Source organism: Pseudoalteromonas sp. NZS37, assembly GCF_015864265.1.
GTDB lineage: Bacteria > Pseudomonadota > Gammaproteobacteria > Enterobacterales > Alteromonadaceae > Pseudoalteromonas > Pseudoalteromonas arctica.
Genome location: NZ_JADYXL010000006.1, coordinates 241,543 through 260,149 on the forward strand (window position 1 = coordinate 241,543; position 18,607 = coordinate 260,149).

The following is an 18,607-nucleotide window of genomic DNA, read 5'->3' on the forward strand; positions in this document are numbered from 1 at the left end:
AAAACGGGTTGCATCCTTCGGGTTGCAACCCGTTTTGGTTTTAGAATATTATTTTCTCAATTCTCAATTCTCAATTCTCAATTTCTCATTAGTAAAATTTCCGCTTTAGCCTTTTCTCAGTTAGCTGATCCTGTTAGTATTTATCGTATTGATTAGTTTACTTTTATGTAAATTTATATTTACGTTATTTGGTTTTTTAAGGTGGGACGAACGTGGCTGACATAAGTGATTTAGCACAGCTAAGAGAAGGTATAGATGAATGCGATGCACAACTTGTTGCCTTACTCGCTAAACGTAATGGTATTACGCAAAAAATTGGTGAGATAAAACAACAAACAGGCGCACCTTTACATGCACCTTCCCGTGAAGCAGAGCTATTAGCGGCAAGACGACAAGAAGCAATAAATCAAAATGTAAGCCCAGATCTCGTTGAAGATATACTAAGACGCATGATGCGAGAAGCCTATCAAAACCAACAAGCAAAACTTGCATGCGCAGCGCCAGAGCTTTCGCCAATTGTTATTGTGGGTGGTCAAGGTGCCATGGGCCAGTTATTTGCACAGCAGTTTATTCGCTCAGGTTACGAAGTTAAAATTTTAGATAAAGATCAGCAAAACGATGCGAAAAGTATTTTAAAAGGTGCCAAGCTGGTAATGATTAGCGTACCTATTAATGCATTAGACGCTGTCGTTGCTAAGTTACCTAAACTAGATGAAGACTGTTTACTAGTTGATATTACATCGGTAAAGCAATCGCCTATTAAAGCACTAAAAGCTGCGCACAGTGGCCCTGTGGTTGGTTTACATCCTATGTTTGGGCCTGATATATCACACTGGGTAAAACAAACAGTCGTTGTATGTGAAGGACGAGAGCACCAAGCGGCAAAAGGTTTGTTACAGCAGTTACAAGTATGGGGTTGTCAGCTTGTTGAGCTTGATGCTAAAAAGCATGATGAAGCAATGCAAATTATTCAGGTAATGCGCCATTTAACGACATTTGTGTACGGACAATTTTTAGCAAAACAAAGTCATACACTAGAAGAATTACGTAGCTGCTCGTCACCTATATATCAATTAGAACTGATGATGGTAGGGCGTTTATTTGCGCAGTCGCCTGAGCTTTACTCAGATATTATGCTAGCACAATTCGATGATGTCGAAACCTTACTTGCACAGTACCAAGATACCTTCGCAAGTACATTAGCAAAATTAAAAGCGGGAGATAAAGCCGCGCTTATTGATTCTTTTGCGCAGGCTAAAGTTTACTTTTCTGACTCGACAGAACACTTTTTAACGCAAAGCAGAAGCTTATTAAATAAAGCGAATGATTCAAAAGTTTTAGATTAATATTTGTTATACCGTTTGCTTAAGTATGGGGATTTAATTCGTTAAATTGCTAAAATATTTATGCAGACTGGTACTAGTTAACGAAAAAGGGCCGATATCGGCCCTTTTTGATTTGTAAAATTGCTTATTAAGTATTAACGCTTACTGCTTGTAGTGACTCGCTTTGGTAGCATCCTAAAATACGTACATATTGGGTGTGCTCTTTAAGTTCTTCTAGCGCTTCTTTTACTTGGCTTTCAGCTAAGTTTGCTTCTAGGTCAACATAAAAAACTTCTTCCCACGGATTGCCCGGAGTAGGGCGAGATTCAAGTTTTACTAAATTAATCTTATGCTGCTTAAAAATCATTAACGCATCGGCTAGTGAGCCCGCTTGTTGTTTTGTCGACATGATCAAACTCGTTTTAGTTGGAATTTGGTTAGACACTTGTAGAGGCTTACGTGCAACAACAATAAAGCGACTATGGTTTTCGCTTTGATTAGCTAGGTTTGATTTAATAACCTCAAGCCCGACATTTTTCCCCGCTTGTGCAGAGCCAATTGCAGCACTGTATGGTGTGTTCAGAGCTGATTGTAGCGCGCTTGATGTTGAGTCACATGTTTCGTGTTGTAAATCACCTAAGCCCTGTAAAAAACGGCTGCACTGCGCAAATGGTTGTGGGTGTGCAAATATTTTTGTTAGTTGACTAAGTTCAGTATCAGGGTTGGCGAGTAAGCAATGCTCTACACTGTGAGTTACTTCTCCAACAATAGACACTTGCGCGTGCTGTAATAAGTCAAACACCTCGTTAATACTGCCAGAGCTTGTGTTTTCAATGGGTAATAAACCAAAATCAGCTTGGCCGTTTTCTACTTTACCTGTTATTTCGTCAAACGATGTACAGCCAATTTCAACTAATTTACCCGGGCGGCGGCTAAAATATTTATGGCATGCTAGTTGGCTATAAGAACCCTGACCACCTAAGTAAGTTACACGGTGTGTTTCACTAAGGGCATCTGGATTCAGGTTTTTTTGTAGCATTGCTTGTTGGTGTAAAACAGAGTCTTCCAAAATAGTTTGAAAAACATTATTCACGTAGTAAGCATCTAAACCTAGTGATTTACCATAACCAATCAGTTTCTCTAAAAGTGCGAGTTCACGTGCTTCATCGCGAATTGGCTTGTTGTTAGCAATTTTATACTCAACCACACCGTGGCTAATACGACGACGTTTAGCTAATAACACGAGTAAATCGGAGTCTATTTCATTTATATCGTGTCTTAGTGCATTTAATACATCATTTGTCATTTTGGTATCCTCATTCCAAAAGTAGGCTGTTATTACACAGCAAAAACAAAAAAGCCTCCCGGTTGGGAGGCTTTACTATTCGATTGATTTTATCTCACAAACAGGGAAGCCTCTTCTATATAAAGAAGCTAAAAAACGAAAAAAAAGTGCGAGAGATAAATATGTTCATGCAGTTAATGTATGGAGAGTTGCTACCAATGTCAATAAAGATCTAAATAAGCTTAGAGTACTATTTATTTCCCTATATTAGTTTTTATAGAAAGTTTACAAATAATTTATAAATATGAATGCGGATCTGGTATATTTCGTTAACTGGTTCAAATAATAACAATTATTAATAATTAAGGTTGACCCGTGGTTTACAGACGCCCTCCATCGCGTTTTGGATTGAATTCTTTAAGTGTAAAACTATCGCTACTCATATCCGCTATTTGCTTAATAGCTGGGGTATGTGCGGCTGCCTTAATGCTTAAATCTGAAGAGAAACAACTCGTTTTTGAAGAACACGAAGTTTTAAAAAGCTCGACAGATTTATTAGTGAAGCAATTTAATGAGCGCATTAAAACAAAAGTAAATATTGCTCAGCAAGCTAATAACGTAGTAACACAACAAATTTTTCAACCCAATTCACCAATTAATTTAAGCAATAAATCACAGCTACAATTTAATAGTGACGGTACGATTCGAAGTGCCTCTGCTGATGGTTTATCAGCAGCATTTTTACCACAGCAAAATTACTCTCCTTTTTATAAACGCCTATTTAATGATTCTGAGATGCTGTGGCGCATAATTTCTCCTACACTGGTACACGACTTTTTTAACTTTTATTTAATAACAGATGATGATTTTATTCGTGTTTCTCCCCCTAATTGGGCATTAAACGCACCTGCCGACTTTAGAGCAACGAATGGCTCAACTTATAAATCGATTAAAAGCACGCTTGAAACAGTAAGAGAGCCTGCATGGTCAAAAGTCTATTACGATACAGTATGGCGCAAATGGGTTATTAGCTTACTAGTGCCAGTTTATGTCGATAATGAGTTTTTAGGTGTGACAGGGAGCGATATTTCCCTCAACAAACTTATTTCATTTTTACCTGTTGGTGATAAAGAAAAACACCTACTTGTGTTTGATAGTAAAGGGCAATTGTTAGCACACCCAGATTTAAATCCGACCTTACTAGCCGACTATGGTAGTGATAATAAAGCACTCGCTACTAACGAATTTGTAAACCCAGCGCTGCAGTCGATTATTGATGATGTAATTGCGGTGAAATTACCTGAATACGCAAATTCGTTTGAAAAAAATGACGAAGCTCATATTATCAATATTCGTAAGATTGATGACTTAGATTGGTACATAGGGGTATATAAAAAGCGTTCATCGACGTTATCTGCATTACAAGATTTAAAACTGAAGTTTTTTGGTCTCTTTATTTTATACGCAATATTAGTTGCCTTATTGCTGCATCAAGCGCTTTATCAACTAGTCCTTCGCCGTTTACATACTTTGGTTTATGCAGTTACAAGTTTTGGCAAAGGTCAATTAACTACAGAATTTCCACCAGAAAACAAAGATGAAATTGGCACGCTTAATGGCTCATTTAGAGACATGACGGTAGAAATTCGCAAACTTATCGATGGCTTAAACCAGAGAATTACAGAAAAAGAAATTGCTGAAAAAGCAGCTAACCGTTTATCTAAAGCGGTAGCATTCTCGGGCACTGGCGTTGTGATCACCGATGAGAATTTTGTAATTGAATACGTAAATCCAAAAATGCTCGAAATGACAGGCTACCCAGAAAGTCATTTTAATAGAGCACCATTACTTAATATTATTGCCTCAGAAATGTCTATTTTAGTTGAAGATATAGACATAGATTTACGTAGCCGTAATTACTGGCGCGGTGATACATTAATTCAAGGCTTGAATAAAGAGCCAATTTGGGTGTCTTTAAGTGTTTCGCCAATTCGTGAAGAGGGCGGTGAAATAACCAGCTATGTAGCATCTGCACAAGATATTTCGTTTGTAAAAGAAAGCCAGCGTAAAATGGAGCAGCTTGCTTACTTTGACACCCTTACGGGCCTTGCCAACAGAACGTTTTTTAGAATGCAATTGCGTAAATCAATGGCATTAGCAGAACGCGGGCATTATGCATTTGCTTTGTTTTACTTTGATTTAGACGAATTTAAACGTATTAACGATACATTAGGTCACGATGCCGGCGATCAATTATTAATTGAAGTGGCAAACAGACTTAAAAAACGTTTACGAGCCGAGGACACCATAGCGCGCTTAGGTGGTGATGAATTTGCAGTATTACTCAGTGGTATAGAAAGTCAAGCTCACGCGACTGATGTTGCCAATACAATTCAAAAAACACTGAATGTGCCTATAAAACTAGGTAGTAATGAAGTTATTGTGAGCGCGAGTATTGGTATTACAATGGCTCCGTACGATAGCCTAGAAGAGGATCAGTTATTAAAACATGCTGACTTAGCAATGTATGAAGCAAAAGCAAAAGGGCGTAATACATTCCATTTTTATAGCCAAGAATTGAACGCAGCCGCTAATGAGCGTTTATTTATTGAAAATGAGCTACGTATAGGACTAAAAGAAAAACAGTTTGTAGTTTACTACCAACCTCAAGTTGATAGTCGTACTCATCAGGTCATTGGCTATGAAGCGTTATTAAGATGGTTCCACCCAACTGAAGGCGCAATCCCTCCAGATAAATTTATTCCTATTGCAGAAGCGACAGGCCTTATAGTTGAATTAGGCGAATGGGTGCTTCAAGAGTCTTGTGATTTTGCCGTAAGATTAACAAAGCAAGGCTTAGAAAATAATATATCGATAAACTTATCGGCTCGCCAGTTCAAAGACTCAAGCTTAGTCTCAACGCTGAGTAAAATGATAATTAGGACGGGTGTTTCGGCTAAGCGCCTTCACTTAGAGCTTACCGAAAGTATGCTAATGGGAAATGTAGAAGCTGCAATTACACAACTCCACGAGCTTAAAGCCTTAGGTATATCTATTTCTATTGATGATTTTGGTACTGGCTATTCGTCACTCAGTTACTTAAAACGATTCCCGGTTGATATATTGAAAATTGACCGTTCATTTGTAAAAGATATCCCTGAGGATACAAATGATATGGAAATCACAGCCGCTATTATTGCCATGGCGCAAAAGTTAAAGCTAGACGTGGTCGCAGAAGGGGTTGAGACAATAGAGCAGATGCAGTTTTTACAAAATAATAATTGCTTCATTGTACAAGGCTATTATTTTAGTAAACCAATTGCTGAGCACGAACTACCAAAATTGTATGAAAGGTTAAATGAACTCTCAAATAGCGAAGTAAGTAGCTAATAAAATTGCGGGTTAACCACCCGCAATTTTAACTTTAAATTTTAACGCTTCTAAAATGGCTTTTAGTTTATCGCGGTCATCACCTTGCACTTCAATAATGCCTTCTTTTACTGCGCCGCCTTGGCCCATTTTGCTTTTTATAGTTTTAGCTAACTTTTTTAAATCATGATCTTTTGGATCAATGCCTACAACTAACATTACGCCTTTGCCTTTACGTCCTTTTGTTTGACGCTCAATGCGAATAAAACCATCTTTAAACAGCTTAGCTTCTAACTCTTTTTCTGGTTTTGGCTGGTCAATGCGACCCGTACTTGTTGAATATACTAAGTGACTATCACTCATACCTTACCTTTATGGATAAAAATTAATTAAATATTGGCGTAAATGATAGCAAATTTGAAGTTGTGTGTTTTTCTTTTTGCTAAATACTTTTAACAGGTTATATTTAGTTCAAAGGAAATATTATTGGAGTTTAATATGAGTTTAACTAAGAATGAATCAGTCGATGGCACTACATTAACAATACAAATCAAAGGTAAATTTGACTTTAATTTAGTGCAATCTTTTCGCCAAGCTTATGCTCAAATGAGCGAAAAAACAGTAAAGGTTATTATCGATTTAAGAGAGACTGACTACATGGATAGCTCAGCACTTGGCATGTTACTTAACATGAAAAAAACAATTGATAGCCAAGTGAAAACTATCGAAATAAGCAATTGCCAACCTCAGCTTAGAAAAATTCTACAAATTTCACGTTTTGATAAAAAGTTTGATATTAGCTAATGATACATGTGTTAATTGTGGATGATCAGGCGCTCAATCGCATTTTACTAAGTAAAATGCTTGAGCAAGAGGGCTATAAAATATCAGTGGCTTATAACGGGCTAGATGCGCTTAATGTACTTAAAAGAGAGCAAATAGACGTTGTTTTACTTGATGTTTTAATGCCTGTAATGGATGGTTTTGAAGCTGCTGAAAAAATAAAGCAGCAGTATAGTGAAGTTTACTTACCGATTATTTTTATAACCTCCTTAGAAGATCAAGCAAGTTTTGAGCGCTGCCTCGAAGTGGGTGGCGATGACTTTATTCATAAACCATTTGAAAAAGTTATTCTGCATGCAAAAATTAAAGCACATATTCGCACCAGAGAGCTGAGTAAAAAAGCAAACCAACAAAAGAAATTGCTTGAATATCATCACAACCAAATTGAACGTGAACACGAAATAATTGAGCACATTTTTAATAACTCATTAGAAAACCAAGGTAAGTTTAAAGAGTATTTAGATTTTAATTTATCACCTGCCTCTATGTTTAACGGCGATATGTTTTTAGTAGCGCAAAGCCCAATCGGTAATTTGTATTGCATGTTGGGAGATTTTACGGGCCATGGCCTTGCTGCAGCTATTGGTGCATTACCAACTTCTCGTGTGTTTTATACTATGGTACAAAAAGGCATGGCGGTTAACGATATTGCCTGTGAGCTAAATACACTATTGTACAACCTACTACCTGGGCATATGTTTTGTGCTGCAACCATTATAGAGCTTAGTGCATCAGGTAAAAGTGTTTCTGCATGGATGGGCGGCTTACCCGATGCATACCTAATAGATAAAGACGGTAATGTAAAACAAACATTAGAATCGCAGCATATGGCGCTGGGGATTTTAGATGAACAAGAATTTGAATATGAAGTTATTCATTTTGAAACAAATAGTAATACACGCCTAGTATTAGCAACCGACGGTATTATAGAAACGGCAAACAAAGAGGATATATTTTTTGGGGAAGAGCGTTTTTTACAAACCTTAAAAAGTAAATCGATGATTAGTAGTGAAGACATAGTTGCAAATGTTACTAAGTTTGCAGATGGTACTAAGCAGCAAGACGATTTAAGCATTGTTTTACTAAACTGCCTGCCTTTAATTCCCGTGGAACAAGAGCGAGAAGCATTTTCTACTTTGGCTTTTAATTTGTCTTTGAGCCTAAACTCAGAGCAAATAAAAAAAACAGACCCCGTTTACGACGTCGTTAATATTTTAAGCAGTGTTGAGGGGTTAAATACTCATCGTTCTAATATATTTTTACTGTTGTCTGAGGCTTATAACAATGCGCTTGATCATGGTGTATTAGGCCTTAACTCAGAAATTAAAAAACAAGAAGACGGCTTTTTTCGATACTACGAGTTGAGAGAGGCAGCCCTTGCTAAACTTACAGATGCCATGATTATTATTGATATGCGCTATTGCCCCGACACGCTCAGTTTATATTTTATTATTTGTGATTCAGGCAGAGGGTTTAGTAGTAAGCACGATGAGTTGGCAAAGGCTAATAACGAATTTGGCAGAGGGGTGTCTTTATTAGAAGAAATAGCCGAAAAAGTCACTTATAACGCCAGTGGTAACCAAGTTGAAATGTGCTACAAGTTGAGCTAGCTCTGTAAAAATATCCATGCTATTATTCTCGAAACTTTAGATGTATGGATGGCCAAATGATTTCTTCTTACTTAAAACAAGCACAACTTAGTGCTAATCCAGCTTTGATTTCAACAGAGCTTGAAAAGCTTGATCTACATTTAGCAAACACTGCTTTGCCTGATGTGTGTTGGGAGTATCAAATACCTGAGCTTGGCGAGGGCGGTGCATGTAGTTTATTTGGTTACTTACAAGATGAGCCATTCAAATTAACTGACTATATTAAAAATGATGAGCAAACACAGTTTAAGCTGGCTACTTTACAAAGTATTGTAAGCTACATTGAGCAGCAAACGGGCGTTGATTGGTATGGTATTTATCAATCAACTAATACCCCTGAAGGTAATCAACTATTAAAATTGGCTTATCATGGAGCGCCTAGTCGTCCGTTGTTTCCTTTAACGCAAGCATTTGCAGCTGGCAGTAACAACGTACAGGTTGCGCTATCTCACAAGGGCCGCATTATTAATAACGTTGAGGCGTATTTATCACAAGGTGGTGAATACTACACATGCGATCCTAAAGTTAAATCAGAAACCTGCCTACCTTTATTTAATGCACAAAATGAATGCGTTGGTATTGTAGATGCAGAAGCCTTTAAAAATGATTTTTTTGATGAAAAGACACTTGCCGTTTTAATTGCATGTTGTATTAAAATTCCTCACTTTCTAGTGTAAATAACGCTAGTCAATATGATGTGCTTTTATGTTAAGCTTAGCTTAACAGCTAACCCCTAAATAACGATAAGAGATAGCCAATGTTCTCAGTATTAAAACCATTACCAACAGATCCTATTCTTGGCCTTATGGCGGCCTATAAACAAGATACAAACCCTAATAAAATTGATTTAGGTGTAGGTGTCTACAAAGATGAGCAAGGCAATACACCGGTTCTTAAAGCGGTTAAAAAAGCTGAAGCGTTTCGTCTTGAAAACGAAATGAGCAAATCTTACATTGGTTTAGCGGGTAATTTAGATTACTGCCAAAAAATGGAGCAGTTACTATTAGGTGAGCATCAAGTATTACTAGCTAACCGCGTACGTACCGCGCAAGCTCCTGGTGGTACGGGTGCACTTCGTGTTGCAGCTGAATTTATTAAGCGTTGTAATACAGACGCGACTGTTTGGGTAACTAACCCAACATGGGCTAACCATATTAGCTTGTTTGAAGCTGCAGGCTTAACAGTAAAAGAATACCCATATTACGATTACGAAAATAAAGATTTATTATTTGATGAAATGATCAACACACTTAAACAAGTGCCTAAAGGTGATGTGGTTTTACTGCATGCATGTTGTCATAACCCAAGCGGTATGGATTTAAACGAAACACAGTGGAACACGGTTGCCGAACTGGCAAAAGAAGTTGGCTTTACACCACTTGTTGATATTGCATACCAAGGCTTTGGTGCCTCACTTGAAGAAGATGCACGTGGCTTACGTATTTTAGCCGATGCAGTAGAAGAGCTAATTATTTGTTCTTCATGTTCTAAAAACTTTGGCTTATACCGCGAGCGTATTGGTGCATGTTCACTAATTGCAAAAGACAGCGCAACAGCAGATATTTCAAACTCTGTAATGCTAAGCGTTGTACGTAGTATTTACTCAATGCCGCCAGCGCATGGTGCTGACATTGTTAATACTATTTTAAGCAGTACAGAGCTTACACAATTGTGGCACTCTGAGCTTGATGAAATGCGTAGCCGTATAAATGGCTTACGTAGCTTAATTAAAGAAAGCTTAGCAACTAAAGATATTGCTCAAGACTTCTCATTTATTGAACGCCAAAACGGTATGTTTTCTTTCTTAGGTATTAATAAAGAGCAAATTGCTCGCCTACAAAAAGAATACGGCATTTACATTGTTGGCTCTAGCCGCGTAAATGTTGCAGGTGTTAGTCATTCAAATATTGAATACTTTTCAAATGCTGTAGCTGACGTTTGTAAATAAACGCAGTTAATATAAAAAACCGCACATCATTACTAATGATGTGCGGTTTTTTATTATCTAAATTTAAACAAACAGCAGCAATCTTTAACCGATAGCAGGAATAAGCCCCGCCATTTGCATAAACTGCGCAGCAATAATAGTTATGCCACATATAGCTGCTATACCAAGCCCAACATTCCCACTTTTAACTTGGTAGCCTGTTTTATTTGATGTTGTACGCTGTTTATAAACCATTGCTACAGGTAAAAATATTGCCAGTACAACAAGTGCTATTGCTGCGTAACCTAAGGCCATAATAAAGCCTTGAGGATAAAATAATGCAAAGCCAAGTGGCGGAATGAACGTAATTAAGGCCGTTTTAATTCGGTCTGTTTTATTGTCACCCTTTTTAAATGCATCAGCAAAAAAATCAAATAACCCTAAACTCACCCCTAAAAATGATGTCGCAAGTGCTAAATCAGCAAATAATTTAACGGCCGTTGCCACACTTGGGTTATGCGCAATACTTGCCACGCTAGATACAAACCCATTAAGACCTTGGCTGTTGAGTAAATCAGCTTGGCTCATAATACCTTGGCTAAGTAGTTGCCAAAAAATATAAATGACTAAAGGTAGGGCGGCTCCAGCAATCATTACTTTGCGCAGTACTTTTATTTCAACACCAACATATTTAACAATAGAGGGGATAGATCCATGAAAGCCAAACGAAGTAAATATAACCGGTATAGCTGAAAGGATTAACCCTTGCTCCACAGGCATCTCTAATAAGTGCTTACCTTGCACATAAGGGGTAAGCATGTAAAACAAGCTAGCTAACACAATAATTTTTATTGTAAATAACACTCTATTTAGTTTATCTACCTTGCTAGTGCCTAGCGTTACTACACTTGCAATAATAACAGCAAGAATCACAGAGCCAAACTGTGGGGCTATATCTACATCAAAGCCTATATTTATACGCGCTTGGAGTTGTGCACCACCACCTGCAATATAAGCAGCGCATAAAGCGTAAAATAAAAAAACCATCGAAAAATTCGCAATATATTGTCCGCGTTTTCCAAGCCATAATTTAGCCAATGTATTTAATGTAGCATCGCGTGGTGCATATTGGTGTAGCTCTAACATGAGTAGTGCGGTGTAGGTCATTAGTAACCAGCTAGCAATTATTAATGCAAGTGCAGTACTAAACCCAAGCCCGGCAGATGCAATTGGCAATGCCAACATACCCGCACCAATAGTGGTGCCTGCAACAATTAACATGCTTCCAGTTGTTTTATTTTTAAGCACTTAATTACCTTAATTATTATTAATATTGATGCACCATATAACTAGTTGCTCAAATCTCAAATAGTTTTGTAATAAAAGAGCAGTATTAAAATGTAACTTACAATTTACAACTGTATTTATTAAGGACTTTAGTGTTTAAAAAGTACTAAAACACGGTAGTGAGCGTATAATTTATTCTTTGTTTTATTGATTCATATAAAGCGTAGGGATGGCACGTGCCAGTTAAAGTATCGTATTTTTTAATGGTTCTTATATGGTCTACTACACCACTGGGTATAGTGTGGAGTAGTGAAACTGTATCGCCAACACTTGCAGTGTTAATGCGAATGCTGGTGGGGCTATTGTTAGGCGGCTTAATTGTTGCTATTACAAATATTAGAGTGCCTTGGAGCAAAAATGCATGCTTACTTTATTTTTATTCGAGTATAGGTATTTTTGGCGGTATGTTGTTGAGCTATATGGCAGCTAAAACAGTCCCTTCTGGTATTATTTCGCTTATGTTTGGCCTTGCACCTATTTTGTCGGGGTTGCTTGCTCAGCAATTATTAAATGAACCTAAATTTAGCCCGATTAAATTAGTTGCGTTAGCGTGCGCCTTAATTGGCTTATATTTTGTTAGTTATAACCAAGTACAAAACTCGCAAACTCAAGGGCTCGGGTTGCTTTATGTGTTTATGGCTGTCTGCTTTTTTAGTTTAAGTGGTGTGATGATCAAGCGCGTACAGATTGCGATTCATCCTATGGCGACAACATTTGGTGCCTTAGTTTTTGTAACCCCACTCTTTTTTATTGCTTGGTGGTTATTAGATGGTGAGTTGCATATACAAAACTGGAGTGCAAAATCATTGTGGGCTATTGGTTATCTAGGAATATTTGGATCTTTAGTAGGGGCTTTGGCGTATTTTCATGTGCTGCAAAACCTAAATGCAAGCACGGTATCACTTACTACACTTATAACTCCTAGCTTTGCGTTAGCCTTGGGAGCTTGGCTAAATAATGAGTCATTAAGCCAAGAACTAATAATTGGTGCGGTTATTATTTTAATTAGTCTAGGTTTTTTCCAATTTGGTGATAAGTTTTTAAAGCGAAAGAAAGTAAACACAAATTAGCTTTACTACATTTTTTCAATTTGGTGATAAGTTTTTAAAGCGAAAGAAAGTAAGCGCAAATTAGCTTTACTACATTTTTTCAATTTGAATAATTAAACGACGGTTTTTGTCTCGGCTTAAAATGTTATCGTTATTATCAACAAAGCGTTTTTCGCCCAAACCGGTTGTTTGTACTTTTGCTTCATCAACACCCAAGCTCACCATATAATCCTTTATAGTTTTGGCGCGCTTGCGCGATAAATCTAAGTTATTCCAGCGTCCGCCATAACTATCTGTGTATGAGTCAATACTAATGGACTCTATGCTTGCATCATTTTTTAAATACTCAGCAATCTTATCAAGACGTTGTTGCGAGGATTTAGTTAATTTACTGCTGTTAGATTGATAGTTCATTATAGTAAACGAAATATCTTCAAAGCTGTAAGGGAGTAGCTCATCACGGCATTGTAAAAAAGCCCAGTAAGCTTGTTTAAAGTTTACGCTCGATATACCAACGGCAATTTTATCGGCACTGTTTTGCCAGTCTTGATAATAAAAAGTAGGGTAGTAGCCTTTTTCAAGCTCGGTAAGCATTTCCCATGCGGTTTTATTGCCTAGCTCGCCATCAAACTTTTTAAGTAATTTCATATTTGCAATATCGCGAGCGGGCAATCCTGCACGCCATGTAGGTGGCACTGCTTTTAAACCTGCAATTGCGTAGTTATCTGGGCGTACAACCATATCTAAATTAAATGTTAAGTTTTTATTTTTACTTGCTGAAGCTTTAAATATAGCTTCACCGTAATAAGGAACCTCATGATTTAACTGGCATTGTAAGCGCGTTGTTTTAACGACTTCCCAGTTGGAGTTGTCTTGGGTTGCTGTGTATTGGCGCATAGCAGCTTGCGAGTGAGCACTGCAAAGCACCGCACTTATACTAAGGCTAATAAATAACAACTTATACTTCATGGTGCTCTCCAGCTATCCGGGAATGCCAATAATTTGGCAAATTAACGACTGCAATGATTAGTTTGTTCTCTATATAACTAACTTATAAGTTAAAGCAAGTTATGTGCCTACAATTTTAAAGCAATAAATACTTAAATCCCCTAGCCTAGGGGGCATCAATTTTGACATAATAGTCAGCTTACACGTATAAACAAAGAAGACTATGGCAAATACTGAGCAAACACCTTTCGCAAAACGCTTTCGTGGATTTTTTCCTGTTGTTATTGATGTTGAAACTGCAGGTTTTAACAAAGAAACAGATGCCTTGTTAGAAATAGCAGCCTCTGTTTTAAAAATGGATGACGAAGGACTGCTCAGCATAGATCATACTGTTCATTTTCATGTTCAGCCATTCGAAGGCGCTAATATAGAACAAGCAGCCATCGACTTTAACGGTATAGACCCGTTTTCACCATTACGTGGCGCAGTACCTGAAGATGAAGTAATTAAAGAAATATGTAAAGTAGTACGCAAAGCGCAAAAGGCTGCTGGGTGCCAACGCTCAGTTATTGTGGCGCATAATGCCGCATTCGATCATGGCTTTTTAAATGCAGCAATAGAGCGTAATAACATTAAGCGTACGCCATTTCACCCGTTCGTAAGCTTTGATACAACATCTTTAGCGGGTTTAGCGTTAGGGCAAACTGTATTAGCAAAAGCATGTAGAGCGGCTGGTATCGAGTTTGATAACAGCCAAGCGCACTCAGCGCTTTACGACACAGAACGTACAGCTGAGCTTTATTGTTTAATAGTAAACCGCTGGCAGCAATTAGGTGGTTGGCCATTAGCGCCACTAGATGACGCTGAAGCTGAAGCTGAAGTTGAAACTGAAAATGACGAAGAAACTAAAACGTCTGAGTAATTTTACCCTCAGTTAGCTTAACTAGGTGGGGCGGGTAAATACGCGAAAATTGTTTAGAATCTTTCGCTATTTTAAGCTCCACACCAGGGTGCATTAATTCATTTACTTTTAAGCGGCTACTGGCAAGTAATTGCACTATTTTTTGCTTAATAAGTAGTTTTTGACGATGAATATGCGCAGAGCGTATTTTTATATGCTTTTCATTTTCAGTTATTTTATTCATGAATTGCTGGCGCTGAGCAGCCCCCGCAATTTTACTCGCTTTTTCGCGAGCTTGTTGTAAAGCGGTTACTTTAGTCGCAAGTACTTTTTCAAAATCGGTTATTTGAGTTTGCTTTTGGCGAAGCTCAAACCAGAGCTGCGCTAAAAATACGCGTGTTTTAGTACCGGCTGGCGCGCCGAGCTCACCCGTTTCAATGCGCATAGCATCTAAAATATTACCGCCAATAATTTTACCTCGCGGGTCATTTGCTTTGCCTACACGTATTAATCGCCTAGCACTTAAATCACAATGCAGAGCTTGGCGTTCAATAAATAAATCTTGTTCGGATTTAATATTGCAGTACTGGGCATAACCAATCGAAATAGTTCGCTGAGAGGTTATACAGCACGTAAATGCTTCCTCGCCTTCACGTTTTCGGCCAATTGCGCCAAGCATAATGGTTACGGCACTTTTACTTTCAACAGTTCCTGATTCCACAAAACCAAGTACCGTAATATCACCGTTGGCTTTTACACGCATGCCATCTTTAATATCGCCAGTAATAATTACGCTACCATCAAAATCAACATGGCCTGTACTTACATCTACGTTATCAAAGCATAAAACATCATCTACACGCATGCCACGGGGTAGGGCAACGGGCACGCCTTTGCAGTCGGCAATAAGCATATTAGGATTATTAGGGTCTACTTTTGTACCTTCGAAAGGCTGGAGTTGGTGATCTTTACCTGGTTTTGCACTAATTGAATCGCCAAATACCGTATAGCCTTCTTCTCCAGGGGTCGCTGCAATACGCTGCATTAAGGGAGTGCCAGGTTTTACGGTGATAATAGCGCCAAGGTTTTTCATATCAACCTTACCGCCTTCTTTAGCTTGTGGGCTAAGTACTCGGTCTTGAGCTGTTGAGCATAAACGTACAAATTTGGCATCGCTGCCTTCTTTTGGATTGCGCCCATGTGCAATTATGGCACTGTAAGAGCTTCCTGCTGGTTGCTCAAACTGCTGGCCTAAAAAGGTATCAAGCGCACGAGGACTTATTCCTTTTTTAACACCTGCATCAGCAAGTGCTTTTTGCGCGCCTTCCATAGACAAAAGTGCGCCACCTTTAGCGGTAGTTAATGTTGCTTCTGCGACCATGTTTTTTTCATCAATATTAATGACAATTGAAGCATCTACAGCTTTAGCAACGACAAGCGATACTTCCTGATAATTTTTAGTTGGCGCAAAAAGCTTTCCAATATTGGCAATGACAGCTTCGTACTCACTAAACTCAGATTGCTCTAGCATTTGCGTTAACTGAGTACTTGTAACAGGAAAACCACTATCAATAGGGTGACTTTCTAAAGAGACAAACCCTGTACTTTTATCAAATGAAAAAACCGACATTTATTAATTCCCTACTCTATGCCTGTTATTATTTTTATTTTTTACAACTAAAGGTTTAGAAATAGCAAAAACCTTAACTCCTCATTTGAACACAGGTTAAACACATTGTTAAGTAAATGTTTATATAGGCTTGCATAAACTAAATTTTGGTTACTTAACACGCGATTGGCACATACAATTAAAATAAAGCGTTACTAGGCCTTGAGTATCAGTACTTTACTCAGTTATACTGTTTGCACGCTCTGAATTGAGTTACTAATTCAGGGGCTGATTAGGATTCGACGGAATTCAAGAAGCCCAAGGTGCATGTCGAGGTGCGGTTTGCCTCGTTAAACAGCCGCAACCTAAAGTAATCGCAAACGACGATAACTACTCTCTAGCAGCTTAGGCTGGCTAGCGCTCCTTCCATGTATTCTTGTGGACTGGATTTTGGAGTGTCACCCTAACACCTGATCGCGACGGAAACCCTGGCCGGGGTTGAAGCGCTAAAACTAAGCGGCCTCGCCTTTATTTACCGTGTTTGTCCGGGACTTAAAGGTTAATTAAATGACAATACTAAACATGTAGTACCGACGGTCGAGGCTTTTCGGACGGGGGTTCAAATCCCCCCAGCTCCACCAATAAAGGTTTTTGAACTCGTTATTCGAAAACCATAAGAAACCCGCAACTTGAGCAATCACGTTGCGGGTTTTTTTATGCTTATAATTTAATTATTAATGATCGTTTAACGTTTGTAGCAAGTAAGCTTTAGCTGTTATTTCAGCGTTTTACAGTGCAGTAAATAAAGCGATATTAATTTACCAAAAGGGCAATGTAGGCATGTTTTACGGCATACTTTTGTAAGCCATTTTATGGTGAACGGAGGTAATATTTTAGTGTTACAACAAATACTTGGTCATGCAAAGATTGAGCAAACCATGGTTTACTCAAAATCTTTGCACCAAGTCATTTAGAGGATGCTATTAAGTTTGGACCTAAGATATGAAGCCAAAATAAATAAACAGTATTTGCGCTAAATAAAACGGTAAAACTGTTCTCGATTTTGCAGACAAAATAATAGAACAAACGCCATTCAGAAACTCTCTGTTGTCCAATGAGTAGTCAGAATTAGTAATCTGTTCTGCAGTAATTGCTTTTTGATAAAGCTTTCTAAAAGCTCTTTCTTGGGATAAATAATATGAATCTAAGTACCAAAAAAGAACAACTGGAAGTAGCATAAAATAGTCACCAGCTATACCCTCACTTTTCGATGAAAGGCCAACAATAGCTGTTGAAACTGTCAGAGACCAACCTTTTAAAAGAAATGAGTTGTTAGCCATTCTTGTAATTATTTGTTGAATGAAATCTAAACGCTTTTCAGTCATAGTATTAATCCTTGTTGGTATAGCCTAAATTAGTTAATTTGTATAAGTAATCTAATGCATCATGAGAGAGGAGTTCATTATCACAAATATAAGAAATCCATTCTAAGAATTTAGATTGACTCAAACTGTTCAAATGCTCAATTGGCAGTTTGTATTTTATATCAACAGAGTCGCTAGCCGATTTAGATAAAGATTCATTAAATTGTGTATTTCTAGAGGTTAAAGGGATTCGCTCAGGATATACTTTTCTGGCTTTACTAGAAAAGTTTAGTTCAGACATAAGCCAAGGTGAAGTGCTATAACTTTCAGAATTATATAGTTTAGATGAATCACCCCCTTGGTAAATTGAATTTTCTGAGTTGAAGAAAATTAGACACTCTGACTTATCAATCACATCAATAAGTGCTGCATTAAGCATTAAAAAAACATTTGAAGTGGTTTTATTGCGAGTTTCATATGAGTATGTTTGTGTAACGCTATCATAAGCATATTTATTATCAATTTCTTTGAGCAAATCATCCGCAAAACCCCAAAATAATGAATCAATAAATACATTCAAATTGCAATTAAGTTTTAAAATTAAAGCAAGAATAATAACAAGGTTTTCATCTTTATGTGAATGCGAAATAAAAATATCGAAATGATGAAGAGGGAACCAGTCTCCAATAATCTTTTCACCATCTAATACATCTTTACTTTCAATTAGATGCTCTCGCAATTTTTCTAAGTGTGAATTCGAATTAGCATACAAGTCGTCTTTTAAAAATGACTTATATTCAGGTATTTTGCTTAGGTGTTCTGGAGTTAAGATCAAGCCTAGTTGGTCGTGGTTAAGTTTCAAATTGAAAGCTTCGAACATAAAAAATCCTTTTAATTTTAGTGTCAACATAATGCCCAAATCAGATAGATTGCACAAGACTTTAGAAAATAGTATAAGGAACTAAGTTTTTGATTTTAAAATAAGTCATTG

General features: G+C 37.6%; 15 protein-coding genes, 1 other RNA gene, 1 pseudogene and 1 other annotated feature. Of the genes and pseudogenes, 10 read left to right on the top strand and 7 right to left on the bottom strand.

Annotated elements, in window-relative coordinates; all coding sequences use genetic code 11:
* Positions 1 to 212 precede the first annotated feature (212 nt).
* On the top strand, positions 213 to 1,346 hold the full coding sequence (tyrA, locus tag I6F47_RS13555; protein ID WP_165721332.1) for a bifunctional chorismate mutase/prephenate dehydrogenase: 1,134 nt from the start codon (positions 213 to 215) through the stop codon (positions 1,344 to 1,346).
* Between the two features lie 127 nt (positions 1,347 to 1,473).
* Here tyrA and I6F47_RS13560 read toward each other — a convergent pair whose 3' ends face one another.
* Positions 1,474 to 2,631, bottom strand: a complete 1,158-nt coding sequence (locus tag I6F47_RS13560) for a chorismate mutase (protein WP_007581410.1) — start codon at positions 2,629 to 2,631, stop codon at positions 1,474 to 1,476.
* A gap of 44 nt (positions 2,632 to 2,675) precedes the next feature.
* Positions 2,676 to 2,793: a sequence feature (Phe leader region), on the bottom strand.
* Positions 2,794 to 2,985: 192 nt separating this feature from the next.
* Between I6F47_RS13560 and I6F47_RS13565 the strand changes: the two genes are divergently transcribed.
* On the top strand, positions 2,986 to 6,000 hold the full coding sequence (locus I6F47_RS13565; protein ID WP_165721333.1) for a bifunctional diguanylate cyclase/phosphodiesterase: 3,015 nt from the start codon (positions 2,986 to 2,988) through the stop codon (positions 5,998 to 6,000).
* A 12-nt stretch (positions 6,001 to 6,012) separates the two neighbouring features.
* On the opposite strand, the gene I6F47_RS13570 is transcribed toward I6F47_RS13565, so the two are convergent.
* Positions 6,013 to 6,342: a translation initiation factor gene (locus I6F47_RS13570; protein ID WP_007581414.1), complete on the bottom strand. Its 330-nt coding sequence runs from the start codon at positions 6,340 to 6,342 to the stop codon at positions 6,013 to 6,015.
* 135 nt (positions 6,343 to 6,477) lie between these two features.
* Here I6F47_RS13570 and I6F47_RS13575 point away from each other — a divergent pair, with 135 nt between their 5' ends.
* From I6F47_RS13575 to I6F47_RS13590, 4 genes are all read left to right on the top strand, one after another.
* Complete coding sequence (locus tag I6F47_RS13575) at positions 6,478 to 6,783, top strand: STAS domain-containing protein (protein ID WP_002962948.1); 306 nt, start codon at positions 6,478 to 6,480, stop codon at positions 6,781 to 6,783.
* Positions 6,783 to 8,432 carry a SpoIIE family protein phosphatase gene (locus tag I6F47_RS13580; protein WP_010554634.1) on the top strand — a complete coding sequence of 550 codons (1,650 nt, stop codon included), beginning with the start codon at positions 6,783 to 6,785 and terminating at the stop codon, positions 8,430 to 8,432. The genes I6F47_RS13575 and I6F47_RS13580 overlap by 1 nt, the downstream gene beginning before the upstream one ends.
* Before the next feature lie 56 nt (positions 8,433 to 8,488).
* Positions 8,489 to 9,148: a GAF domain-containing protein gene (locus I6F47_RS13585; protein WP_024593588.1), complete on the top strand. Its 660-nt coding sequence runs from the start codon at positions 8,489 to 8,491 to the stop codon at positions 9,146 to 9,148.
* A gap of 80 nt (positions 9,149 to 9,228) precedes the next feature.
* Positions 9,229 to 10,419, top strand: coding sequence for an amino acid aminotransferase (locus I6F47_RS13590; RefSeq protein ID WP_010554636.1), 1,191 nt, complete (start codon positions 9,229 to 9,231; stop codon positions 10,417 to 10,419).
* Between the two features lie 84 nt (positions 10,420 to 10,503).
* On the opposite strand, the gene I6F47_RS13595 is transcribed toward I6F47_RS13590, so the two are convergent.
* Positions 10,504 to 11,706, bottom strand: coding sequence for an aromatic amino acid transport family protein (locus I6F47_RS13595; protein ID WP_024608927.1), 1,203 nt, complete (start codon positions 11,704 to 11,706; stop codon positions 10,504 to 10,506).
* Between the two features lie 215 nt (positions 11,707 to 11,921).
* Here I6F47_RS13595 and I6F47_RS13600 point away from each other — a divergent pair, with 215 nt between their 5' ends.
* Positions 11,922 to 12,815, top strand: coding sequence for a DMT family transporter (locus I6F47_RS13600; RefSeq protein ID WP_165721334.1), 894 nt, complete (start codon positions 11,922 to 11,924; stop codon positions 12,813 to 12,815).
* Between the two features lie 69 nt (positions 12,816 to 12,884).
* Here I6F47_RS13600 and I6F47_RS13605 read toward each other — a convergent pair whose 3' ends face one another.
* The gene (locus I6F47_RS13605) at positions 12,885 to 13,763 is read right to left on the bottom strand and encodes a flagellar protein MotY (RefSeq protein WP_165721335.1); all 879 of its coding nucleotides are present in this window, start codon (positions 13,761 to 13,763) and stop codon (positions 12,885 to 12,887) included.
* A gap of 202 nt (positions 13,764 to 13,965) precedes the next feature.
* Between I6F47_RS13605 and rnt the strand changes: the two genes are divergently transcribed.
* Entirely contained in the window at positions 13,966 to 14,664 is a 699-nt protein-coding gene (gene rnt, locus I6F47_RS13610; protein ID WP_197184012.1) for a ribonuclease T, read from the top strand.
* Here the strand turns inward: rnt and I6F47_RS13615 are convergent.
* Positions 14,648 to 16,273, bottom strand: a complete 1,626-nt coding sequence (locus tag I6F47_RS13615; RefSeq protein ID WP_165721337.1) for a DUF342 domain-containing protein — start codon at positions 16,271 to 16,273, stop codon at positions 14,648 to 14,650. The two genes, rnt and I6F47_RS13615, sit on opposite strands and share 17 nt — an antisense overlap.
* 263 nt (positions 16,274 to 16,536) lie before the next feature.
* Between I6F47_RS13615 and ssrA the strand changes: the two genes are divergently transcribed.
* Positions 16,537 to 16,893, top strand: a transfer-messenger RNA (tmRNA) gene (ssrA, locus tag I6F47_RS13620).
* 171 nt (positions 16,894 to 17,064) lie between these two features.
* Positions 17,065 to 17,258: pseudogene (locus tag I6F47_RS13625) on the top strand (tyrosine-type recombinase/integrase); the annotation flags it as partial.
* Here I6F47_RS13625 and I6F47_RS13630 read toward each other — a convergent pair.
* Together I6F47_RS13630 and I6F47_RS13635 are read right to left on the bottom strand one after the other, a co-directional pair.
* Positions 17,248 to 17,637, bottom strand: coding sequence for a hypothetical protein (locus I6F47_RS13630; RefSeq protein WP_165721350.1), 390 nt, complete (start codon positions 17,635 to 17,637; stop codon positions 17,248 to 17,250). The pseudogene I6F47_RS13625 and the gene I6F47_RS13630 sit on opposite strands and share 11 nt — an antisense overlap.
* A gap of 4 nt (positions 17,638 to 17,641) precedes the next feature.
* Complete coding sequence (locus tag I6F47_RS13635) at positions 17,642 to 18,496, bottom strand: hypothetical protein (RefSeq protein WP_165721351.1); 855 nt, start codon at positions 18,494 to 18,496, stop codon at positions 17,642 to 17,644.
* Between the last annotated feature and the right edge of the window lie 111 nt (positions 18,497 to 18,607).